This window comes from Marinobacter vinifirmus (assembly GCF_002258215.1).
Taxonomy (GTDB): Bacteria; Pseudomonadota; Gammaproteobacteria; order Pseudomonadales; family Oleiphilaceae; genus Marinobacter; species Marinobacter vinifirmus.
In genome coordinates this window covers 340,464-363,133 of record NZ_NEFY01000002.1, presented here as the reverse complement: position 1 = coordinate 363,133, position 22,670 = coordinate 340,464, and the positions used below count along the sequence as shown (strand labels likewise).

Annotated in this window: 22 protein-coding genes; 8 read left to right on the top strand and 14 right to left on the bottom strand. The window is 59.9% G+C overall.

Features of this window, described 5'->3' with window-relative positions; genetic code table 11:
• The first annotated feature begins 32 nt into the window (after nt 1-32).
• Together B9Q17_RS04140 and B9Q17_RS04135 are read left to right on the top strand one after the other, a co-directional pair.
• Complete coding sequence (locus tag B9Q17_RS04140; RefSeq protein WP_094624210.1) at nt 33-1,658, top strand: OmpP1/FadL family transporter; 1,626 nt, start codon at nt 33-35, stop codon at nt 1,656-1,658.
• Between the two features lie 23 nt (nt 1,659-1,681).
• A complete protein-coding gene (locus B9Q17_RS04135; protein WP_022988026.1) occupies nt 1,682-2,737 on the top strand; it encodes a MalM family protein in 1,056 nt (351 codons plus the stop codon).
• Nucleotides 2,738-2,741: 4 nt separating this feature from the next.
• Here B9Q17_RS04135 and B9Q17_RS04130 read toward each other — a convergent pair whose 3' ends face one another.
• Nucleotides 2,742-3,770 carry a polysaccharide deacetylase family protein gene (locus B9Q17_RS04130; RefSeq protein ID WP_094624209.1) on the bottom strand — a complete coding sequence of 343 codons (1,029 nt, stop codon included), beginning with the start codon at nt 3,768-3,770 and terminating at the stop codon, nt 2,742-2,744.
• A gap of 6 nt (nt 3,771-3,776) precedes the next feature.
• Nucleotides 3,777-4,451 (bottom strand): DNA-J related domain-containing protein, encoded by a 675-nt coding sequence (locus B9Q17_RS04125; protein ID WP_244177304.1) that lies wholly within the window; start codon nt 4,449-4,451, stop codon nt 3,777-3,779.
• Between the two features lie 191 nt (nt 4,452-4,642).
• Between B9Q17_RS04125 and ttcA the strand changes: the two genes are divergently transcribed.
• Nucleotides 4,643-5,515, top strand: a complete 873-nt coding sequence (gene ttcA, locus B9Q17_RS04120; RefSeq protein WP_244177311.1) for a tRNA 2-thiocytidine(32) synthetase TtcA — start codon at nt 4,643-4,645, stop codon at nt 5,513-5,515.
• A 26-nt stretch (nt 5,516-5,541) separates the two neighbouring features.
• Here ttcA and B9Q17_RS04115 read toward each other — a convergent pair whose 3' ends face one another.
• The 9 genes from B9Q17_RS04115 to ccoN all read right to left on the bottom strand — a co-directional run bounded on the left by B9Q17_RS04115 (nt 5,542) and on the right by ccoN (nt 14,169).
• Complete coding sequence (locus B9Q17_RS04115) at nt 5,542-6,231, bottom strand: sulfite exporter TauE/SafE family protein (protein ID WP_094624207.1); 690 nt, start codon at nt 6,229-6,231, stop codon at nt 5,542-5,544.
• Between the two features lie 8 nt (nt 6,232-6,239).
• On the bottom strand, nt 6,240-6,479 hold the full coding sequence (gene ccoS / locus B9Q17_RS04110; RefSeq protein WP_094624206.1) for a cbb3-type cytochrome oxidase assembly protein CcoS: 240 nt from the start codon (nt 6,477-6,479) through the stop codon (nt 6,240-6,242).
• Nucleotides 6,480-6,514: 35 nt separating this feature from the next.
• Nucleotides 6,515-8,914: a heavy metal translocating P-type ATPase gene (locus B9Q17_RS04105; protein WP_094624205.1), complete on the bottom strand. Its 2,400-nt coding sequence runs from the start codon at nt 8,912-8,914 to the stop codon at nt 6,515-6,517.
• Nucleotides 8,911-9,426: a FixH family protein gene (locus tag B9Q17_RS04100; protein WP_022988019.1), complete on the bottom strand. Its 516-nt coding sequence runs from the start codon at nt 9,424-9,426 to the stop codon at nt 8,911-8,913. Before B9Q17_RS04100 ends, B9Q17_RS04105 begins: the two co-directional genes overlap by 4 nt.
• Before the next feature lie 45 nt (nt 9,427-9,471).
• The gene (gene ccoG, locus B9Q17_RS04095; protein WP_094624204.1) at nt 9,472-10,908 is read right to left on the bottom strand and encodes a cytochrome c oxidase accessory protein CcoG; all 1,437 of its coding nucleotides are present in this window, start codon (nt 10,906-10,908) and stop codon (nt 9,472-9,474) included.
• Nucleotides 10,909-11,039: 131 nt separating this feature from the next.
• Entirely contained in the window at nt 11,040-11,930 is an 891-nt protein-coding gene (ccoP, locus tag B9Q17_RS04090; RefSeq protein WP_094624203.1) for a cytochrome-c oxidase, cbb3-type subunit III, read from the bottom strand.
• Nucleotides 11,927-12,112 carry a CcoQ/FixQ family Cbb3-type cytochrome c oxidase assembly chaperone gene (locus B9Q17_RS04085; protein ID WP_022988016.1) on the bottom strand — a complete coding sequence of 62 codons (186 nt, stop codon included), beginning with the start codon at nt 12,110-12,112 and terminating at the stop codon, nt 11,927-11,929. The genes ccoP and B9Q17_RS04085 overlap by 4 nt, the downstream gene beginning before the upstream one ends.
• A 4-nt stretch (nt 12,113-12,116) precedes the next feature.
• Nucleotides 12,117-12,725, bottom strand: a complete 609-nt coding sequence (gene ccoO, locus B9Q17_RS04080) for a cytochrome-c oxidase, cbb3-type subunit II (RefSeq protein WP_022988015.1) — start codon at nt 12,723-12,725, stop codon at nt 12,117-12,119.
• Nucleotides 12,726-12,738: 13 nt separating this feature from the next.
• Nucleotides 12,739-14,169, bottom strand: a complete 1,431-nt coding sequence (gene ccoN / locus B9Q17_RS04075; protein WP_094624202.1) for a cytochrome-c oxidase, cbb3-type subunit I — start codon at nt 14,167-14,169, stop codon at nt 12,739-12,741.
• A gap of 234 nt (nt 14,170-14,403) precedes the next feature.
• On the opposite strand from ccoN, the gene B9Q17_RS04070 reads away from it, so the two are divergent.
• Complete coding sequence (locus B9Q17_RS04070) at nt 14,404-15,057, top strand: alpha/beta family hydrolase (RefSeq protein ID WP_244177303.1); 654 nt, start codon at nt 14,404-14,406, stop codon at nt 15,055-15,057.
• On the opposite strand, the gene B9Q17_RS04065 is transcribed toward B9Q17_RS04070, so the two are convergent.
• On the bottom strand, nt 15,024-16,904 hold the full coding sequence (locus tag B9Q17_RS04065) for a sensor domain-containing diguanylate cyclase (RefSeq protein ID WP_094624201.1): 1,881 nt from the start codon (nt 16,902-16,904) through the stop codon (nt 15,024-15,026). The two genes, B9Q17_RS04070 and B9Q17_RS04065, sit on opposite strands and share 34 nt — an antisense overlap.
• A gap of 126 nt (nt 16,905-17,030) precedes the next feature.
• On the opposite strand from B9Q17_RS04065, the gene rlmM reads away from it, so the two are divergent.
• Nucleotides 17,031-18,107, top strand: coding sequence for a 23S rRNA (cytidine(2498)-2'-O)-methyltransferase RlmM (gene rlmM, locus B9Q17_RS04060; protein WP_094624200.1), 1,077 nt, complete (start codon nt 17,031-17,033; stop codon nt 18,105-18,107).
• A 3-nt stretch (nt 18,108-18,110) separates the two neighbouring features.
• Here rlmM and B9Q17_RS04055 read toward each other — a convergent pair whose 3' ends face one another.
• Nucleotides 18,111-18,404, bottom strand: a complete 294-nt coding sequence (locus B9Q17_RS04055; RefSeq protein WP_094624199.1) for an antibiotic biosynthesis monooxygenase family protein — start codon at nt 18,402-18,404, stop codon at nt 18,111-18,113.
• Nucleotides 18,405-18,483: 79 nt separating this feature from the next.
• Here B9Q17_RS04055 and tusA point away from each other — a divergent pair, with 79 nt between their 5' ends.
• Nucleotides 18,484-18,729 carry a sulfurtransferase TusA gene (gene tusA, locus B9Q17_RS04050; RefSeq protein ID WP_208618752.1) on the top strand — a complete coding sequence of 82 codons (246 nt, stop codon included), beginning with the start codon at nt 18,484-18,486 and terminating at the stop codon, nt 18,727-18,729.
• 26 nt (nt 18,730-18,755) lie between these two features.
• Here the strand turns inward: tusA and dsbD are convergent, their stop codons facing one another.
• Complete coding sequence (gene dsbD / locus B9Q17_RS04045; RefSeq protein ID WP_244177302.1) at nt 18,756-20,672, bottom strand: protein-disulfide reductase DsbD; 1,917 nt, start codon at nt 20,670-20,672, stop codon at nt 18,756-18,758.
• Nucleotides 20,673-20,818: 146 nt separating this feature from the next.
• Here dsbD and B9Q17_RS04040 point away from each other — a divergent pair, with 146 nt between their 5' ends.
• Entirely contained in the window at nt 20,819-21,382 is a 564-nt protein-coding gene (locus B9Q17_RS04040) for an elongation factor P hydroxylase (RefSeq protein WP_425268608.1), read from the top strand.
• Entirely contained in the window at nt 21,379-22,662 is a 1,284-nt protein-coding gene (locus tag B9Q17_RS04035; RefSeq protein WP_094624197.1) for a DEAD/DEAH box helicase, read from the top strand. The genes B9Q17_RS04040 and B9Q17_RS04035 overlap by 4 nt, the downstream gene beginning before the upstream one ends.
• Nucleotides 22,663-22,670: the final 8 nt, after the last annotated feature.

Here is a 22,670-nt window from a genome sequence, read left to right as displayed (position 1 = left end):
CTGCAGACGTTTCACGGGAAGGGAAGATTTTCATGGGACAACCTAGTCACAAGCGACGCATTCTGGGAGCGCTGATCGCGGCAAGCCTGTCCTGCGGTGCCCAGGCGCAGATGACCCAGAACCTGACGCTGCACCCCAAGGCACTGGCACTGGGGAACGCGGTAACCGCCGATCCCCCGGGTTTGATGGCCATTCATTACAACCCGGCAGGCCTCACCAAGCTGGATGGTCGCCAGCTTGAAGTCAACGTGCTGAGTATCTACCTGGATATTGATGCCGACTTCATCGCGGATGAAGACTACGAGATTTTCGGTATCAAAGGCCTGGAAACAGACCCCCTGACCGGCAAGCAGCGGGACCCGGTGGCCAATACTCACAGCCACACCAATAACGTCGCCCTGTACGTTCCCGGCTATGGCATTCTGCGGCTGCCGCCGGGGCCGGCGGTAGCGCCCTCTGCTGGTATCAGTATCAAGCCACCCGGCTCAAAGCTGACCTTTGCCAACGCGTTCTATATGCCGATGGCCGCCGGTTTTTACCGGGAGAAAGACGATCCCGGCCGTTACCAGCCCCAGGCTGCAACGCTTCAGCGGACAACCTATCTTTCCCCCACGGTTGGCTATGAGATAAACGATGAATGGTCGGTGGGTGCCGGTATTCACCTGTCCCATTTCGGGTTTGCGGCAGACCAGTACATGCGGGCACCGAACATGCTGATTGGTGTGGCAGAGGTTCTGCAGGACGCTTTCAACTGTGAAAGCGGTGACGAACCCCTGCAACCCTGGCTGGCTCTGTGTGGCGGTAACGTGGGCCCCTGGGACGATATCGGCGCGATGAACCTGAACTTGCAGGAAACCATCTCGCCCACCTACGCCCTGGGTGTCATGTGGGAGCCCACGGACTGGTTCCGCTGGGGTGCCAGCTACACCTCCGAAGCGGACATGAACCTGAAAGGCCAGTTCGAGATCCAGTACACCGATGACTGGACCGGGTTCTGGCAAAGCGTTAACGGTTCTGTATTGGGGGCTATAACCTCGGCTATTCTGAGCCTGCCTTCCGGTGCCCCCCGGGAGGCCGGGAACGTCAGTATGGACCTGGTGTATCCGCAGCATTTCCAGACCGGGATCAGCGTGGATGTGCACCCGATGCTGACCCTGAACGCCGACATCGGCTGGACCGACTTTGCCCAGTGGGACGCCTTCGAGTTCAAGTTCGACCGCAAGCTGGAGTTCCTGAACGCCGCCCGGATTCTGTCGCCGGACAACGCCACGCCAGACAGCCTGCGCCTGCCGCTGGGCTTCAAGAGCCAGTGGAACTGGGCCTTTGGCGCGGAGCTGCATGTGTCGTCCCGACTGGACCTGCGGGCGGGTGTCGAGATCCGGGATTCGGTAATTCCGGACGATCAGCGTTCCATCATGGCGCCGTTCGGCGGAGCCAATCTGTACAGCGTAGGGCTGGGGTATCGCTGGGACAAAGACACGGAAATCGACCTGAACCTGTCTTACCTGCAGTCTATCGAGACTATTCCGGCAGACAGCAGCTGTAACGTAAACTGTGACAACATCACCAATATCATTTACAACCCCTATGCGGATCTGGAGATCAAGACTTCGCTGCGGGTTGTGATGGCGGGGCTGAGTTTCCGTACCAAATTCTGATGCAGTCCGGGGAGTAGTTTGTCATGGTTCTGATGCGATCCGTCCGGTTGGCAGGCTGTGTTCTGGCAGTGGCCCTGTCGGCGGGCTGCCAGTTGGGCGGAACCCCCATCGAGCAGCGGGACGGTTACTTCACCTGGGTAGACGAACAGGGCCAGGTACGTTACTCCCGCATTCCCGAAGCAGAATCAGAATCCGAAAGCCCGGAAAGAGAAGACGTTGCCGAGACTGCGGGCTTACCTCCCAAGAGGGCACTGGGCGAGCCCGATGCTGCCAGCAAGCTTGAGGATGCCGGCGACTACACCACCGAAAACTACCCGGATGGCGAAGAGCTGGCCCGGGACGGTTTTATCCGGCCGGGGCAGCGGCAGCCCTATTACACCTGGCGAGATGCCAACGGCATTGTCCGGGTCAGCTATTACAAGCCGGATACCCGCACCGAGCGGGAACGTAACCCGGACATGGCGCCACTGAACCTGACCCCCGCCAGCGTTTACCTGCCCCGGCAGGAATCCGGAGAGGCCGAGCCCGTAGCCGGCCATGATCCGGATGCCTTTGCCGTCCTCGGCATCGAGCGTGAACCGGAGAACGTGTTGACCACCTTTGCCGGTAACTGCTGTGAAGCGTTATCCAACAAGGAGTTCCAGCACTGGCAGGAGGGAAGGGAGTTCGGCGTTCGTATCACCGAAGATTCCCCGGTTTATGATTTCAGCAGTGGCGAGTCCGCCTTCCAGCTGGTGGCCTTGCCCTCCGGTGAGTTTACCCATGGCTTTGTAACGCGACTGCGCTCCTACGCCCACAAGGGCGTGTTCGTGCCCACACTGGCGTTTCTGGATCGGGATTTTCGCCCGGTTCGCCTGATTACCGACCTGGTGATGGATTATTACCCGGAAACCTGGCGTAAGCGGGGCTACCTGGAAGCCTGGGTGCCGGTGTTCCCGGGGCAGGGTGAGCGTTGGTTATTGGTGCTCACCCGCAGCGAAGACCTGCGCGCGCAAACCGTGTACGACGCCGATCACGGCCCCGTGGCGATTCCCCATGTGCCATACGGTGAACTCGGCTTGACCACCTTCGAAGAGTAAGGGATCAGTCTTCCGGAGCGTCCAGGTTTAGCCATTGCTGGGATAGCCAGTAGTAGCTGCCATCACCTGCCGGGTGGGTGCAGTTATAGCGAAAACGCCGGCTGTCGAATGCCTTTGGTGCCTTCACCGAGACCCGATTGCCGGTTGTCCGGAATTCGATGCGGCCCTGGCCGGAGGCAAAGCAGGTGAGCCGGTCTGCGGTCAGTTTTTCCCCCGGTTCGAACACCAGTTCCGGCGGGTTGGTTTCCAGTACGCCGTCGGGTAACTCGCTGGCGGGCACTGGAAAGGCCTTGCTCAGCAGCTTGTCTTTCAGGCTTCCAAGCTGGCCAAAGCTGTTCGCCATGGGAAAACGGGGCAATCGGGTGCTGTGGGAATAGCGGCCAATTGCCCCGGACTGTTGCCCGAATCCCAGCCAGCCCCTGGCTTCCAGTTTGCCCTCCAGTTTTTCGTCGAACTCACCGTAGGGGTAGGCAAACATAGGCTCTTCCACCCCCAGCTGGGTTTTCAGCGTGCGCTGGGCCTGGTCCAGGCTGTGGTCTGTCCGCTTGTGCCATTGGGCTTCGGGTTCACCGGGCTTGCGGGCCAGGTGGCCGTGGTCAGCGCTGTGGTTGGCAATGGTCACCTGTTCGTCGGTGGCCAGCTCCTGCAACTGTTCCCAGCTCATGTAGCCCCGGCTGCCGATGGCGTCGGTGTTTACAAAGATGGTGTAGGGCATGCCATGGCGTTCGAGCAATGGCGCGGCAGTTTGATAGACCGACTCGTAGGCGTCGTCAAAGTTGATGGCAACACGGTTGCTGTCATCCTCACCGGCCAGCGCCTGCCGGGTTGCGGGCAGCAGTGGCACAACTTCAAGGTTCAAGTCACTGATCATGGCCAGCTGGGCTTCAAACAATGAGCGGGAGGTGCTGGTGGCCGGAGGCGTATGGTCGGCCACATGGTGATACTGCAGCACAACAAGGTCGGCAAGGGCGTGGGGTGCGGAAACTGTCAGGCCAAGGACGGCCGCAGCTGCGAATCGGTTGAGTCGGGTCATGTCAGTCTATTGCCGGGTAAAGTGACGTTTGAGGACGGAAAACGCCCGGTTCAGCTCCTGGATATCTTCTGTGCGCCCGCCGCGATCCGGATGGGCTTGCATCACCCGCCGGCGGAATCGCTGCTTCACGGTATCGAAGTCGCCGGGCAGTGTATCAAAGCCGAGCACCTGCGCGGCTTCCTGAACGTCCTCCGGGCTGCCGGCCAGTGTTACGCCAGCCAGGAAGCGCTCCATCATGCCCCGGATATCGTGGCCGGACAGGAAGTACCGGGAAATATCCAGGTAAAAGCTTCTGAGCGGATCTTCTTCTGCCGGCAGGGCCCGGGTATTGCCGGAGCCGGTCGTCAAAATACACAATCGAAGCGGGGAAATCACCAGTGTTTCACTGGCCTGTGCCAGCTCCGATTGCAGCCGGTAAAGGGCATGGAAAAGCAGGAAGTGCACAGGATAGAGCGCGGTCGGGTCGCTGAAGGTAACGGGCTCGATGAGTTGCCAGCGAGGGCTTTGCAAGGCACGGATCAAAGCCAGCTCTGTCAGCCCGGAAGCGCCTGCCGCCCGAAGTTCATGTTCGGCAGCCACCTGCAGGTGGTCGGCCTGCTGCTCAAGCCAGGCGAGCTGATCGCGGCTGATCGGGGATTGGTCCGGTCGGGTGGAAGGTGCGGGTGTATTCATGGCGGCCATGGTATGACACTCTGCCAGCACGTGAAAGCATCGGGGTGGAGGGAAGTGGAGTGCGGCGCACTTAGGAAAGTACCGAGCCCGGGGGCCCTGTCACTCGGCAATCGGGGCGCGTATAATTGCCGCCTCATTTACCTTGCAAGTGTGCCAACAGAATGTCCGAAGCCATGATCGCCAATGCCGAGCAGGCGCCGATGTCCGAGCAGGAGCGTCGCCAGAAACTGGAGCTGAACAAACTGCAGAAACGGCTGCGCCGGGACGTGGGGCAGGCCATTGCCGACTTCTCGATGATCGAAGCGGGCGACAAGGTGATGTGTTGCCTGTCTGGCGGCAAGGATTCCTACGCCATGCTGGATATTCTGCTGAACCTGCAGAAAAGTGCGCCGGTACGTTTCGAGCTGATTGCCGTCAACCTGGACCAGAAGCAGCCGGGCTTCCCGGAAGAGATCCTGCCTGAGTACCTGAAGTCGCTGGGTATCGAATACCACATCATCGAGAAAGACACCTACAGCATCGTCAAAGAGAAAGTGCCTGAGGGCAAGACGACCTGTGGTCTGTGTTCCCGCCTGCGGCGAGGCATTCTCTACAACTTTGCCGAAGAGCACGGTATTACCAAGATCGCCCTGGGCCATCACCGCGATGACATGCTGGAAACCCTGTTCCTGAACATGTTCTATGGCGGCAAGCTGAAATCCATGCCCCCGGTTCTTCACAGCGACGACGGCCGTAACACGGTCATCCGCCCGCTGGCCTATGCCCGGGAGAAGGATATTGCCCGCTATGCGGGACTGCGGAATTTTCCCATCATTCCCTGCAACCTTTGCGGTTCCCAGGAAAACCTCCAGCGGCAGGTGATCAAGGAAATGTTCCAGACCTGGGGCAAGCAGCATCCGGGGCGGCTGGAAACCATGTTCCGGGCCCTGTGCAACGTCGAGCCATCGCACCTGGCGGATCCGAACCTGTACGATTTCAAGGAAGGCAAGCGGCTGGGCGGCAAGCGCCAGGCGGTGGTGCAGTCTGCGGAGCCGGAACAGGACTTCGGCCGACTGGACGTGCTGAATCTCTGATCAGCCAGCAACCGCCGGCTGTTGGATCAGTGCATCAACAAGGCCTGGAACGGTAGCGTCCACAAGCCGAACAGGATCAGCAGGACACCGCTGATCTTGCGGAAGCCCTGGTTGCTCTTGATGCCGCGAATCCAGTTGGCGGCGTAGCCGGTGGCCAGCATCGAGGGCAGGGTGCCCAGGCCGAAGAAAAACATGGTCAGGGCGGCGGCCGGCACTGTTGGCTGAAGCGCCGCCCAGCCCAGCGTGCTGTACACCAGTCCGCAGGGCAGCCAGCCCCACAGAGCCCCCAGGGCCAGCGCCTGGCCGGCATTATTGACCGGAATAAAGCGTTTGGTCAGCGGCGATAACGCCCTCCAGACCGGCGTTCCCACCCTTTCAACAAAGCGTATGCCCTGCCACCACTGGCCCATGGATAGGCCCATGAAAATCAGCAGCAGGCCGGCTATGGTCATCAGCAGCAAGCCGGCCCAGCGCCATTGGCTGGCGGCCTGGGTGCTCAGCAGGGCCACGAGGGTGGCAATCAGGGCGTAACTGCCAATCCTGCCGAAATTGAAGGCCATCAGCAGCAGTGTCTGGCGCAGGCGAAACCCCCTGCCGACCGGCAACGCCATCGACAGCGAAGCGCTGATTCCTCCGCACATGCCCAGGCAATGGGTGCTGCCCAGCAAGCCGATAACGAAGGCGCTCGAATAGCTCAGGTAAAGTTCCGGCTGCATGGTGCCGGTCAGGCCTTGTTATCGGGGTTCTGGTCAGAATCCCGGGTGCTGGCCTGTCCTTCCGTATCCGCTTTTTTGTCTGTGCGGGCATCATCCGGAATCATGTCTTTATCGTCGTCATACAGGATGCGATGGGCCGGGCCGTCCAGGTCGTCATACTGGCCATTCTTGACGGCCCAGGAAAACAGGAACACGCCCAGGGCCACCAGAAGCAGCATCAGGGGGACCAGGAACATGACAATGTGCACGACAACCTCCTTGCATGGGGAATGCGACAGGTGTTTCAGGCCTTCCGGCTAAGGCGCAGGGCGTTAAGCACCACAATGAGTGAGCTGGCGGACATGCCGATCGCGGCCAGCCAGGGCGCCACCAGCCCTGCGGCAGCCAGGGGCAGCGCACAGACATTGTACCCGAAAGCCCAGATCATATTCTGGCGGATAATCCGGCGGGTCTGCCGGCTGGTGTTGAGAGCCTCCACCAGCTGGTAAAGCTGGCCGTTCAGCAGGACAGCATCGGCTTTGAGCTGGGTCAGGTCGGCGGCGGTGCCCATGGCCACCGAAATACCGGCGCCGGCCATGGAGGGCAGGTCGTTCAGGCCGTCGCCCACCATCATCACCCGGTGGCCCTCGGCCCGTAGCTGATCCAGCACCTCCAGTTTCTGCTCCGGCGAGGCTTCTCCGATCGCCCGGTCGATCCCCAGCATTTGCGCGACGGTCTGCACGTGGCCGGAGCGGTCACCGCTGAGCAGGATGGTCTGGATACCGGCGTCCTGCAGGGCGCGTACGGCTTTGCCGGCATCGTCCCGAACCTGGTCATCCAGCTGGAAGCTGGCCAGCCACTCGGTATCGCTGGCAAGCCAGATCTCCATGCCCCTGGTAGGGGCCGACTCCGGCTCGGGTGCCTGGGTGTAGCCGGCTACAAAACTCTTGTGGCCGATATACACAGGCTGGCCATTGAAGATACCGGATAATCCGCCGCCCAGATGGTTGGTTACGTCGCTAACCGGAACAGACGCCAGGCTGTGAAACACCTTGGCAATCGGGTGTTCCGAATGCTTCTCCAGCCCGGCTGCAAGTTTCAGGGCGCTTGCCTGGTCCATGCCGCCGAACTGTTGCTGGCCACTGAGGCTGAGTTCGCCCCGGGTCAGGGTACCGGTTTTGTCGAACACCACCGTGTCGATGGTGTTCATGGATTCCAGGGTGTGGCCCCGGGTAGGCAGGAAGCCGAGTTTGCGCAGGCGCACTGTGGCCGAGGTAATTGCTGTGGGCGTAGCCAGTGACAGGGCGCACGGGCAGGTGACCACCAGAACCGACAGGGTGATATCGAACGCGTTATCGGCGCCGGCCAGCCACCATCCGATCCAGACGACTGGCGCCAGGATCAATACACGGCCAACGAATTTTCCGGCAATGCGGTCGGCCATCCGGGCCACTGGCGGTTTCTCGGACTGGACACGGTCCAGCACCCGCAGGATTCCGGACAGCCGCGTTTGGGCGCCGGCCTTGATTACGCGGACATCCAGCGGGTTCTCGCCGTTGACGCTGCCGGCATGGACCGCGTCACCCGGGCGACGGGTTTCGGGTAGATACTCGCCGGTCAGAGCAGCTTCGTTCAGGGTCGATTCACCGGAAACAATTTCACCATCCACCGGCAGGGTTTCTCCGGGGCGTACCCGGACAATGTCGCCGGCCTTGACCTGGTGCATCGGCACGATATCGGCGTGGCCGTCCTTCACCAGTGCGGCGACTGATGGCTGGAACCCGGCCAGTGCGTTGCCGGTGAGCCCCGCCCGGTATCGCGCCTGCACTTCCACGTACCGGCCTAACAGCAGGAAGAAGGTAAACATGCAGACCGATTCGAAATACACCTCGTGGCCGCCGAACACGGTAATCCAGGCGCTGGCGGCATAGGCCAGGCCGATGGCAATGGCTACCGGCACGTCCATGGTCAGGTGCCGGGATTGCAGGTCGCGCCGGGCGTTACGGAAAAACGGCCGGGCGCTGTAGAACACCACGGGTGTGGCCACCAGCAAGCTGAACCAGCGGAAGAAGCTGACAAAATCGTTGGACAGGTCGTTGATCAGTTCGAAGTACAGCGGAAACGCGAGCATCATGCTCTGGAAGGTGCCGATGCCTGCCACCGCAAGCCGGATCAACATGGAACGGTGTTCAGCCTTCAGGGCCTGTTCTGCTTCGTCTGCCTGGTAGGGGCGGGCGGTGTAGCCCAGCTCATGGATGGCGATGAGCAGGTCGCTCAGGCGGGTCTGATCCTGCGCCCAGACCAGCCTGGCGCGCTGGGTGGTGTGGTTAACCGTGAAGCTCAGCACACCCGGTTGCTGCTTCATGTGGTTTTCCAGCAGCCAGATACAGGCTGCGCAGGTAATCCCGCCAATCAGCAGCTGGGCTTCCTGTCCCGCTTTGACGGGCGAAACAAAGGATTGTTGTACCAGCGGATGGTCCAGCTCCCTCAGGCGCTCAACCTCGGCACGGGTGAGTTCCCGGGGCGTGACGGCCGGTTCGGTACGGAAGTCATAAAAACCGGTCAGACCTTCCTGGTGGATGGTCTGACACACGGCTTTGCAGCCCTGGCAGCAGAAATGCTGTTGTGTTCCGTTCAGGTCCAGCGTGATCGGAGGATCACCGTCCGCTGGCTCTCCGCAATGGAAACAATTCAGGGCGGTCACCCTTGGGCGTTGCCTTTCGCATCAATGGTGATTGGAGAGGAAGAGGGCAGGCGCACTTCGCCTTTTACCCGCCAGTCGTTGTCCGGACCCTGCAGGTCGTAATACCAGCGGCCACTGACCTGCTCAAACAGCTGGCCACGGTACTCTCCGGGGGCCACACGGGTGAACTGAACGGTTTTGTCCTGGCCGGACAGGGTCGGGTGATACAGGTTGAACACCAGGTACGGATAGTCTGCCGCACCGTCAGCGGTATCCAGCATCAGGGTGGCAGATTTGTCCTGCAGGCTCAGTTCGCCGGCCAGCTGCAGTTCAGCGGCGCGCTCGTCCCGGGCGATGGACATATTGATGCCCCGGCCTTCCTTGGAGTAATCGTCTGACACCATGGAGTTGTCCAGGCTGGAAGACACTACCAGGGTGGTGATCCCCCACATGATCGACGCCAGCGGGAAAATGGTCAGAAACCAGAACCAGGGCTGGCGGTACCAGGGTGCAACAGGTGCGTTATCAGTCATTACTCTTCAATCTCGGATGATGGCTTTAGACCCGCGCACGGGTCGTTAACGGGGCCTTGGACCAACAAAACGGCTTTCAGTTTCCAGGTTCAGGGACGGATCTGTCTCTGATTCTGCAAAGAAGCGAATGGTGTTGTTGGATTCGACAATAGACTCCGGCGGAACGTCCACAACCGTCGGCAGGGAGCGGTTCTCGCCACTGCTGATGGTAAAGGTGGTTTCGGTCAGGATCCGGATACCTTCCATGCCGTCAACGCTCAGTTCGAAGGTCTGGGGCACTTCCGACATGTTCTGGATCTTCACCGTGTAGGAATTCTCTACCCGGCCTTCGCCGTTAAAGCTGAACAGTGCGCCACGGTCCCGCAGTACGTCCATCTTGGCCGGTACACGGGTAGCCACGGTAAAGATCACCGCACCGATCATCAGCAGCAGTACCGCACCGTAACCGAAGGTACGCGGGCGCAGCAGCTTGGAGGTCTTGCCTTCCAGTTCGTTCTCGGTGGTGTAGCGAATCAGCCCTCTCGGGTAATTCATCTTGTCCATGACTTCGTCGCAGGCATCAATACACAGCGCACAGCCGATGCACTCGTACTGCAGGCCATCGCGGATATCGATGCCGGTGGGGCACACCTGCACACACTGCTCGCAATCGATACAGTCGCCAAGGCCCACTTCATCAGGTGCAACACCTTTCTTGCGCTTGCCGCGGGGCTCGCCCCGGTTCGGGTCGTAAGAGACTACCCGGGTGTTGGGGTCGAACATCACTGACTGGAACCGGGCGTACGGGCACATATACAGGCAGACCTGCTCACGCATCCAGCCGGCGTTCAGGTAGGTGGCGACGGTGAAGAAGGCAACCCAGAAGTAGGCCCAGCCATTGGCCTGCAGGGTAAACAGGTCCACGATCAGTTCGCGGATCGGGTAGAAATAGCCAACAAAGGTGGCGCCGGTGGCAAAGGCAACAAACAGCCACAGTGCGTGTTTGATGGTTTTCTTGGTGACCTTTTCCCGGGAGTTGGGGGCCTTGTCGAGTTTCATCCGCTTGTTGCGGCTGCCTTCCACCTTTTCTTCAATCCACATAAAGATGAAGGTCCACACGGTTTGCGGGCAGGTGTAACCACACCAGACACGGCCAAACAGGGTGGTGATGAAGAACAGGCCGAAGGCGCTGATAATCAGCATGCCCGAGAGCAGGAAGAAATCTTTCGGGAAGAAGGTGATGCCGTAAAGGTGGAACTCGCGGGCCGGCAGGTCAAAGTGGATCAGGGGCTGGCCGTCCAGGGTGAGCCAGACAAACAGGAAATACATGCCCATGAGCAAGGTCAGGCTGACGTTCCGGATTCTCTGGAAAAAGCCTTTTACCTCTTTTACGTAAATCTTTTCACGACTTGCGTAGAGGTCAACGGTCTCTGCTTTCTTGTTTTTGTTGTTCGAGGGATCGGAGGATGGGTCAACCTGCTTGACAGGAATCTCGTTACTCATGGGTACCTCCCGGTATAGGGTAAAGCTGGGAGCGGGCCTCGGTGGGTCTGCTGATCTTCTCAAGCCTGTACCCGCAAGGGCAGGTACAGGGTTGAAAAGACCGGGCCAGGACTAGCCTGGCCGGGTCTGACTCAGTTTGACAGGCTGTAAACGTAAGCCGCCAGAATCTGAATCTGGTCGTCGGTCAGACGACCTTCCTGTGCGGGCATCTGGTTCTGGCGACCGTTAACCACGGTCTCCTTGATCCACTCGTAGGTGGAACCATACAGCCACACGTTATCGGTCAGGTTCGGCGCACCCATGGCTGCCATGCCGGTACCATCGGCACCGTGACAAGCCACACACGCCTGGGCGAACACCTGCTCACCGGCCTTTGCTGCTTCGGCGTCGAGTTCACGGCCGCTGAAGCTCAGAACGTAGTTAACCACCTGGTCAACCTGCTCGTTAGTCATGTTCGGCATGACACCTTTCGGCGTCATGTTGCCGTTACGACCCTTGGCGATGCTGTGCAGGATCTGGTCCGGCTCGCCGCCCCACAGCCAGTCATCGTCAGTCAGGTTGGGGAAGCCCACCTGGCCGCGAGCGGCAGTACCGTGGCATACGGAACAGTTGTTGGCGAACAGGCGCTGGCCGATTTTCATGGCGTCTTCGTCCTGGGCCAGTTCCGGGATGGCGGTGTTGCCGTACTGGGCATAGATTTCGCCGTATTTCTCGTCAGCCTCGGCAACTTCTGCTTCCCACTGGTTAGTAGAAGTCCAGCCCAGCAGGCCTTTGTAGTTACCCAGGCCGGGGTAAAGGGCCAGGTAGCCCAGGGCGAATACGCAGGTCGCGATGAAGAGGTAGAACCACCACTTCGGCAGCGGATTGTCGTATTCCTCGATGCCGTCAAAGGCATGGCCCATGGTGCGGTCAGTTTCAGTGTCGGTTGTCTGGCCCTTGCGGGTTGCCCAAAGCAGCCACCAGCAGCCGAACACAGTACCGAGCACGATCACAGTGACCCAGATGCTCCAGAAGGTACTCATTGTTTTTTCTCCGTTTTATCCTGTTCGAGAGTACGCTTGTCCACTTCTTCGTCGTCGAAGGGGAGGTGAGCCGCTTCCTCATTGGCCTTCTTGCGGTGGGCGCTGTAGGCCCACCACACGATGCCGAGAAAAACGGCCATTACCAGAAAGGTGTGAATTCCGCGTAACTCATTGATATCCATTGGCTCACCGTTTCTCTGAAATCACAGTGCCCAGCTGCTGCAGGTAGGCAACCAGTGCTTCGATTTCAAACTTGCCTTCGATGTCGGCAGAAGCCTTGGCAACCTGTTCGTCGGTGTAGGGAACGCCCAGAGTCTGCAGCGTAGACATACGCGCTTCGATGCTCTGGTGATCTACACGGTTTTCGAACAGCCAGGGGAACGCCGGCATGTTGGATTCGGGAACAACGCTGCGCGGATCGTACAGGTGCTGGCGCTGCCAGGCATCGGAGTAACGACCGCCTACACGGGCCAGGTCCGGACCGGTACGCTTGGAGCCCCACAGGAACGGACGGTCGTAAACGAACTCGCCCGCAACGGAGTAGTGGCCATACCGCTCGGTTTCCGCACGGAACGGACGGATCTGCTGGGTGTGGCACACGTGGCAGCCTTCGCGGATGTAGATGTCCCGGCCTTCCAGTTCCAGCGCAGACAGAGGCTCAAGGCCTTCTACCGGCTCATTCACCTGCTGGTGGAAGAACAGGGGCACAACTTCTGCAAGGAAACCGCCACTGATGGTGAAGATGATCAGTACGATCATCAAACCAAGGTTCTTTTCGACTATTTCGTGTCTCATCTGGTCTCTCCCCTTACGCCGCCTGAACCGCAGCATTGTCCTCTGCAACGGCTTCTTTCTGACGTACGGTCATGTACACGTTGTAGGCCATGATCAGCATACCGGTCAGGAAGATTGCGCCACCGATGAAGCGGACGAAGTATCCCGGGTACGAGGCTTCCAGAGCTTCCACGAAAGAGTAGGTCAGGGTGCCGTCTTCGTTCACAGCACGCCACATCAGGCCTTGCATGATGCCGTTAACCCACATGGCCGCGATGTACAGTACGGTACCAACGGTAGCCAGCCAGAAGTGCACGTTGATCAGGGATACGCTGTGCATTTCTTTCAGGCCCCACAGTTTCGGAACCAGGTGGTAGATCGCACCGATACTGATCATGGCAACCCAGCCCAGGGCACCTGAGTGCACGTGGCCGATGGTCCAGTCAGTGTTGTGGGACAGGGCGTTTACGGTCTTGATGGACATCATCGGGCCTTCGAAGGTAGACATACCATAGAAGGACAGGGAAACCACCAGGAAGCGCAGGATCGGGTCAGTGCGCAGTTTGTGCCAGGCACCGGACAGGGTCATCATGCCGTTGATCATACCGCCCCAGGACGGAGCCAGCAGGATCAGGGACATAACCATACCGGCAGTCTGTGCCCAGTCAGGCAGGGCAGAGTAGTGCAGGTGGTGGCCGCCGGCCCACACGTAGGTGGCGATCAGTGCCCAGAAGTGCACGATAGACAGACGGTAGGAGTAAACCGGACGGTTGGCCTGCTTGGGTACGAAGTAGTACATCATGCCCAGGAAGCCGGCGGTCAGGAAGAAGCCTACGGCGTTGTGGCCGTACCACCACTGCATCATGGCATCGGTAACACCGGCGTATGCAGAGTAGGACTTGAACGCAGTCGCTGGCAGCGCCATGTTGTTACCGATGTGCAGGGCAGCAACGGTAATGATGAACGCGCCGTAGAACCAGTTAGCCACATAGATGTGTGGCGTGCTGCGTTTGGTGACCGTGCCGAAGAATACCAGGGCGTAGGTTACCCAGACGATTGCAATGGCGATGTCGATCGGCCATTCCAGCTCTGCGTATTCCTTGGTGGAGGTCAGGCCCATTGGCAGGGTGATGGCTGCAGCCACGATAATGGCCTGCCAGCCCCAGAAGGTGAATGCCGCCAGGCCATCGGAGAACAGGCGGGCCTGACAGGTCCGCTGAACTACGTAATAGGAGGTAGCAAACAGGGCACTACCACCAAAGCCGAAGATAACGGCGTTGGTATGCAGCGGCCGCAGTCGGCCGAAGTGGGTAAAGGGCAGGTCGAGGTTGAGGGATGGCCAAACCAGCTGCGCTGCAATCAGCACACCCAGAGCCATGCCTACAATACCCCATACCACTGTCATGATGGCGAATTGTCTCACCACCTTGTAGTTGTATGTCAGGTTTGCATTTACTGTGCTCATAGCCTTACCAATGGGTTCAGGATGGGGAATTATGCGGGCGCAAGTATGGAGAAACAGTTAGTTGTTTGCAATGATTCAGGTCAACTCCTGATATCCGTCAAATTCGCCGGATTCCGGAGTTTTACCAGTAAGTTGCAATGACAATCATTCACGGTTCAGAAGCCCTGAAAGGGCAACAGACACCCACTTGCGCGTGGACAAATGATACCCCTTCAGAGGTAACAGGTGAACGATGTGAAGCTGATTAAGACCAAAGGCTATGGCAAACAGGCCGAAATGGTAATGATTCTGGCCCACGGGGCCGGTGCGCCGATGGATTCTCCCTTTATTGAAGCGCTGGCCGAAGCCCTGGATGACCAGGGCATTGCCTGTGTCCGTTTCGAGTTTCCTTATATGCAGAAACGCCGGGAAGATGGCAGAAAACGCCCACCGGACCGGCAGCCGAAATTGCTCGAATGTTTTTCGGAAGTGGTCGCGGCCGTCCGGCAGGAAGTCGGGCCCGGAGCCAGGCTGCTGATCGGGGGCAAGTCCATGGGCGGGCGAATGGCTTCGGTGCTTGCCGGCGAAGCCATGGCGGGTATCCGTGGTGTGGTGTGTTATGGCTATCCTTTCCATCCCCCGGGCAAGCCAGACCGTTGGCGTATTGATCACCTGTCGCAGGTTTCCTGCCCGCTGATGGTGGTGCAGGGCACCCGGGATCCGTTCGGCAAGCCGGATGAGCTGGCAGCCCAGGGTGAGATTGCGGGGATTTCGAAGCTGGTCTGGCTGGATGGTGGTAACCACGATTTCCAGCCTCCGGTGCGGCATCCCGAAACCCAGGCCAGCCTGATTCAGCAGGCGGCCGGCCATACCCGTCAGTTTGTGGCGGATTTTGTCGCAGCCTCGTGAGTGCCCGGTGCGCCCCTGACCTGGTCCCGTCCCGCCGCCTTGGCAGTGTAAAGCGCTTCGTCGGCCCGGCGGAACAGCTCTCTGGGGCCTTCGCCCGGTTGCAGGGCGGCAATGCCGGCGCTCAGGGTCAGGCACAGGTCGGCGCCATCGGGGGTTCGGATTACTGTGGTTCGCATGGCCTGGAGGATGGACTGGCACAGAGTGTCGGCGCCATCGGGCGTTGTCTCGGGTAACAGAAGGGCAAATTCTTCACCACCAAACCGGATGGCGACATCTCTGGGGCGTTTAACGTGGCCGGCCAGGTTGTCGGCGATCTTCTTCAGGCACTGGTCGCCAAAATCATGGCCCCAGGTGTCATTGATCCGCTTGAAGTGGTCGGCGTCGACCAGCGCCAGCGTCAGTGGCTGGCCGGTGCGCCGGGCCTCGGCACAGAGTTCCGGCATGATGTTATCCATGTGCCGGCGGTTGTGCAGCCCGGTCAGGGCGTCGTTGAGGCTCAGAGACGCCAGTTTCCGGTTTGCCTGCTCCAGTTCCTGCATGGTGTTGCGTAACTGGGTGGTGCGTTCGTGTACCTTGAATTCCAGTTCGGTCCTGGCTTGCTGTTCGATATCCAGCAACTTCTGGTTCAGCAGACGCCACCGTTGCACCATGGCGTAGTTCAGCAGCACCACCTGGGCACCGATGGCTGCCTGCATCATTACTTCCCGGGCCTGGTAGTCGCCTAGGTGGCCGAAAGCGGCCAGGGCGTACAGCAAAGCGCCAACCACCATCACCAGCCATGCGCCGAGATACCAGAACGCGGGCTGGTAACCCTGGCGCCAGCGAATGGTGGCAATCACCGACAGGCTGGCAATTACCGACAGGATCAGGAAGGTATTCAGCAGGATGCTTTTCGAGTAAGGCAGAATAAAGCTGGCTCCAAGGAAGCCGACTGAGGTCCATGCCAGAACTTGCATGGCCTTTCCCGCAAGGGTGCCCGATTCGATTTCCAGGAAAGACCCGCCAAACAGCACCATGGCCAGGGAACACAGGGCCAGCCCCAGGGGGATCGACTGATTGGCCAGTTCGGTGCTGTCGGGCCAGAAGTACTGGTTAGCCAGCCCGCCCATGGCAAACAGGAACAGGGCCATGGAGACTATGTAGAACGCGTTGAAGAGGTAGTAGCGGGTGCCGGAGCTGAAGAACAACACCAGGTTGAACACCGCCAGCACCAGCAGTGCACCGTAGAACAGCCCGTGTACCAGGGTCAGGTGGTTGCTCTCGGCGACGGCTTCACCGGGTGTGACCAGCGACAGCGGTACATTGAGCGCACCGCTGCTGTGAATCCGAAGGGTAATGGCGCGTTCTTCCTGTGCATCCAGTGTGACGGGCAGCAGGTAATAACGGTAATCTATGCCCCGGCTGGCAAACGGGAAGCGATCACCGGTTTGCAGGGGTGGTTCCAGTTCGGTGTACTGCCCGGGATTGTCCGGGGTGTGTTGCCAGAAGGTGATTTCATCCAGCAGCGGATAACTGAGTTTCAGGAACCAGAACGCCTGTTGCGGGCTGCTGTTACGGACCGTGAGCGTCACCCAGTACACCGCGTCGGTATGGCTGAACACCAGGTCATGGCCCTGCGCCGCCTGCCATTGCAGGTTCTCGGGCAAGGCGCCCGGAAACTTGGCGCTGTGGGCCGGGTCGCCGGGACGGGCGCTGTAAAAGCACAGGTGATCATTGATGCGCTGTCGGGCGTCTGCGCTGGCAGCATCAAGCACCGTGCAGCGCTCGGCGGCAAAGGCCTGCTCCGGGCCGAACAGGGCCAGGGCCAGCAAAGCCACTACAAACAGGGCACAGGCTCGGTTGAGCATAGACAACATCCCGTAACAGCAAAGCGGGAAGTGTAGCCAGAACAAACCAGAACGACCGTTAAACAGGTTCAACTTTCGTGGCCGGCCAGGTGTCATTTTCCTGACGGCCCCCGGGAAACACTTTATATGCAACAGATCATGCTGATATGCCGGCCAGGGTTCGAGACCGAGGCAGGTCAGGAACTGACCGACCAGGCTGCGGCGGCCGGTATTTTTGGTTATTTCCAGCCCGGCAAGAACACCGGGTTACTCCGCTTTACCATTGGTGGCAACGAGCCGGCCGAAGAGCTGATGCGCCGCGTGGCCCTGGATAGCCTGGTCTTCACCCGGGACTGGTTTGCGCTGCTGGGCGATTGCGAATTGCCGGCCAGCGATCGGGTAGGGGCGATCCTGGCGTTCCTGAATGATCAGGGGTGGCAAGGCGACCGCTGTGCCCGCCTGGAGGTACGGCTGTCGGAAATCAATGACGACCGGGACCTTGGCAACTTCGCCCGCAAATGGGTGGCGCCCCTGTCAAAAGGTCTGCGCGGTGCCGGCCTGTTAAAGGACGACCCGGAGGCCGAGGCACCGGTAAGGCTGGAGATTCTGCTGACGGATTTCAGCACCGCTGTGGTGGGTTACAGCCTGGCCGGCAACCGGTCACTCTTTGTCGGTGGCGTGCCCAGGTTGCGTTTGCCGGCGTCAGCCCCCAGCAGGTCGGCGCTCAAGCTGGAAGAAGCCTGGAAGGTGTTTCTGCCAAAAGAGCGCTGGCTGGATTATCTTGGCGGCGGCAAAAAGGCGGTTGACCTTGGCGCCGCTCCCGGCGGCTGGACCTGGCAGCTGGTGCGCCAGGGCATGATGGTAACGGCCGTGGACAATGGCCCCATGAACCCGGAGCTGATGGCCAGTGGCCATGTGGAACATGTGGAGGCTGATGGCTACGCCTGGCGGCCGAAGCGGGCCGTGGACTGGATGGTGTGCGACATCGTTGATAAACCCCGCCGGACGGCGCGGATGGCAGTGGACTGGATGGGTGAGAAGCTGTGCCGCTACACGGTGTTCAATCTCAAGCTGCCGATGAAAAAACGGTACGAGGAATGGCTGGTGTGCCGGGAAATCCTGGTTCAGGGCCTGGAGGATGCGGGCCTGCATTGTCAGCTGAAGGCCCGCCACCTGTACCATGACCGTGAAGAGATTACCTGTTTTATCGAGCGGCTCGACTAGCCCTCAAAGCATAGGGCTTTGTTCGAGCACTGTGATGGCCTCATCCTGGTCCATCATTGGTATCAGTTCGGCCATCAGGTTCTTGCGGGTTTCCGAGTGGAACCAGCGTTGCCAGTCGGCTTCGGAGCGCCAGTTGGCCAGGGTGATGCGATGGTTGGGGTCGTGGCTGTCGACCAGGGGTTCGCCGGAAATAAACCCCGGCGCGCCCACCGCCTGCTGCAGCACCAGTCGGGACCGCTCTTCATAGGCAGTTTCGAGTGTTTCGGCAATATGGCGTTCAATCAGAACCCGGATCATTAAAATCTCCTTTATTTTCGATGCTATAAACAATAATTTAGCACTGAATTCTGAAAAATCACGAGAACTTCTGGAGGCAATGTTGGCAGGTTCAGATTTTGACGCGGAACTTGATGCCCGGGGGCTGTTTTGCCCGGAACCGGTGATGATGCTGCACAACCGCATTAACGATGTGGGGCCCGGGCAAGTGCTGCGGGTATTGGCCACAGACCCGTCGACGACCCGCGATATCCCCCGTTTCTGCCAATTCCTTGGCCATGAGCTGATAGGTGAACAGGAGCAGGATGGGGAATACGTATACCTGATCCGGCGCAACGAAGGCTGACGCCGGCCAGGTCAACGCAAGTCAGCTCAGCTTTCCCGGGCGACCTTGCCCAGATGATCCATGAACTGCTCCCTGTCCATTTCTCCCAGAATCCGGGCCTGGCCCAGCTCCTCGCCATTGTTGCGGTAAAACAGGATGGCCGGCGGGCCGAACAGGCCCAGTTCGTCCAGAAGGGCCTGCTGGGCCCGGGTGTTATCTGTCATATCAATCTGCAACAGGGTGTAGGGCTGTAATGCCTGAATCACATCCGGCTTGCTGAACACGTTGCGTTCCATCACCTTGCAGGAAATACACCAGTCGGCGTAGAAGTCGAGCATTACGGGCTGCCCGGCGCTGCGGGCATCGGCCAGCATGGCGCGAATCTGCTCCGGGTCTTCTACCCGCTCGAAAGGCGCGTGGGCTTCGGTAGCGCCAGCCGCTGACACGGTACCGGCGGTGGCTACAAAGGGATCCAGCGGGCGCAGGGGATCACTGGCCCCGCCAGCCGCGCCGGCCAGCAAGGCCAGGCCGTAGGCAAAAAACACCAGGCCGAAGCCTTTGCGGGTGCGCTCCCAACCGGCCCTGGCGGCATCAAAGGCGCCCAGTTGCACGCCGGTGATGGCAATCAGAAGACCCCAGAGCGTCAGCCCGGCCCAGGCCGGAATCAGCCGCTCGACCAGCCAGATGGCCACGGCCATCAGCATCACACCATAGAAGTGTTTGACTGTAGTCATCCAGTGGCCCGAGGTAGGCAGCAGCTTGCGCCCGCCCACGGCTACCAGGATCAGTGGCACGCCCATACCCAGGCCCAGGGACAACAGGGCAACGCCGCCAATGACCGCATCCTGGGTGGTGGAAATATAGAGCAGGCTGCCGGCAAGGGGAGCCGACACGCAGGGTGAGACAATCAGGGCAGACAGCGCGCCGATACCGAACAGGCTCAGTACCCGGCCGCCGGTCATCTTCTGGCTGGCATCGTTCAGGGGCTCCCGGATAAAGCGCGGCAGCTGGATTTCAAACATGTCGAACATCGACAGGGCAAAGACAACAAACATCGCCGCAAAGACCCCGAGCACCCAGGGCGATTGCAGGTGCGCCTGCAGGTTGAAGCTGGCTCCCAGCAACCCGGTGATCACCCCGGCGGAGGCATAGGTAATGGCCATGCCCAGCACATAACTGCCGGACAGCAGCAACGCCTGGCCGGTGGAGCGGGTGTTATTGCCCGAAACCATGCTGGAAATGATCGGCACCATGGGTAGCACGCAGGGGGTGAAGGTCAGGCCCAGCCCCAGCAGGAAAAACAGGCCGGCAATCATCCAGATGGTCTGGCTGGACAGGAAGCTGGCCAGGCCGCTGGCGCTGGAAGTGTCTGCGCCCTGCACGGAGCCCGGGCCGGAATTGGTGCCGGAAGCGCTGCCACTGCTGTTGCTGGTTGCGGCAGCGGCGGATTCACCACCGTTTCCGCCTGGATAATACAGCACATCCCGGGTCTGTGGCGGGTAGCAAAGACCGGCTTCCGCACAGCCCTGGTAGGTCACCTGGAGTTCTGCTTCGCGGACACCATCCGGCAGGTTTACCGGCACCCGGGCGTCCACAGGATCAAAGAACACCTCCATTTCACCGAAGAAGTCGTCTTCGGTCAGGGTTCCCGGCAGGGAAAAGTCGGGTTCTCCGAGGGTGACGCCCTCGGTGACGGGGTTAATCCTGATACGGGACTTGTACAGGTAGTGCCCGGGGGTGATGTCCCAGGACAGCACAACAGCACCCTGATCGGTGGAGAAGTTGAAGGGCAGGGCTTCATCCACGGGCAGAAAGTCCCCGTTTCCGCCGCCGAACAGAGAGTTTCCGGAGTTGCCGAAAGCCTGCGCGGGCGAGGACGCCAGCAGGCCCAGCATAGCGAGCAAAAGCAGTGCAGGCAGCAACAGGGCGTGGCGGCGGACGCCGGGATCAGAGAGCGTTGTCATGAATTCGTGATAATCCTGTGTCGTAAATGCATGAAGTCGTTCTGCCGGGGGTGGACACGGGGGCCCCGCTAAAGTTCCCTCTGGTATTGGCCGGAGTAAAGTCGCACAATAGCCAACCGATGAACCACAATCCAGACGATCTTATCATGCTGTTCAATGACCTGTTCCGGGAAAGCTGCCGGACGCTACTGGTCAGGGGCAGCGACGAACCGGAATACATTCCTGCCAGCGAGCCCGAGGGGTTTGCCCGGGTGGTCTTTGCCCACGGATATTTTGCCAGCGCCCTGCACGAAATTGCCCACTGGTGTATTGCCGGTGAGCACCGCCGCACACTGCACGACTATGGTTACTGGTATTGTCCGGACGGGCGTACCCCGGAGCAGCAGCAGGCCTTCGAGAATGTTGAAATCCGGCCCCAGGCCATCGAGTGGCTGTTTTCGCTGGCGGCCGGTTCGCGGTTCCATATCAGTGTGGACAACCTGGCAGGCGACGGCGCGGCCGACGAACAGGCCTTCCGGCGCAACGTTTGCAAACAGGCTGCGGATTACCTCGAGCATGGCCTGCCGGAACGGGCCCAGCAGTTTTTTGACACACTCAAGCAGTTCTACAACACTTCAACCCGCATCGGCCAAGACTGGAACCACGACAAGGTTCGCATAGCGCCGGCGGGGAATGAATACCTTAAATCAAGGACAGCAGACACTCTATGACATCTGAAATCAAACATACGGGCGACCTACGCTTCGGTGACCTCAACCTGGATCAACGCCTGCTGGATGCCATTACCAAAATCGGCTTTGAATACTGCACGCCTATCCAGGCGGAAACCCTGCCCTGGACCCTGGCCTGTGAAGACCTGATCGGCCAGGCTCAGACCGGCACCGGCAAAACCGCGGCCTTCCTGATTACCGCCATCCAGACCCTGCTGGAAACCCCGATCGACGAGAAAGACCGCTTTGCCTCGGAACCGAGGGTCCTGGCCCTGGCGCCGACCCGTGAACTGGCCATGCAGATTGCCAAGGATGCCGAGCAGCTTTGCCAGTACACCGGCCATAACGTGGTGACCGTGGTGGGCGGCATGAACTACGACAAGCAGCGGGAACAGCTGCAGAACGAAATCGTGGACATCCTGGTGGCTACCCCGGGCCGGCTGATCGACTTCCTAGGCTCCCAGGATGTGTTCCTGGACCAGCTCGACATCCTGATCCTGGACGAAGCAGACCGGATGCTCGACATGGGCTTTATCCCGGACGTAAAACGTATTATCCGCAAATGCACGCCCAAGGATGAGCGCCAGACCCTGCTGTTCAGCGCCACCTTTAACCAGGACGTACTGAACCTGGCCTCCATGTGGACCCGTAACGCCGAGTTTGTGGAAATCGAGCCGGAACAGAAAACCGCCGAGCGGGTTGAGCAAACGGTCTACCTGGTGTCTGACGAGGACAAACTGCCAGTACTGGTGAATTACCTGAAGCGTCCGGAAGTGGACAAGGCTATTGTCTTCGCCAACCGCCGTGACCAGTGCCGTGACCTGGAAGAAGACCTCCGTAACCAGGGCGTGAAAGTTTCCCTGATGTCCGGAGAAATTGCCCAGAACAAGCGCCTGAAAACCCTGGACCAGTTCAAGAAAGGGCAGATCCAGGTGCTGGTGGCAACCGACGTGGCGGGCCGGGGTATTCACGTAAACGGTGTCACCCACGTGTTCAACTACAACCTTCCGGAGAACGCCGAGGACTACGTGCACCGGATCGGCCGTACCGGCCGGGCAGGCAGTACCGGTGTTTCGGTGAGTTTTGCCGGCGAAGAAGATGCGTTCGCGCTGCCGGAGATCGAGAAATACATCAGCCAGAAGCTGAAGACCGCGGTGCCGGACGAGGACCTGATGGCGACCATGGAAAATCCGCCGATCACCCGCAAGCGCGGAGGTCGCCGGCCTCAGGGCAACCGTGGCTCCGGTGGCCGTGGTGGCCCGCGCCCGCGCCGCAACTGATCGGGAGC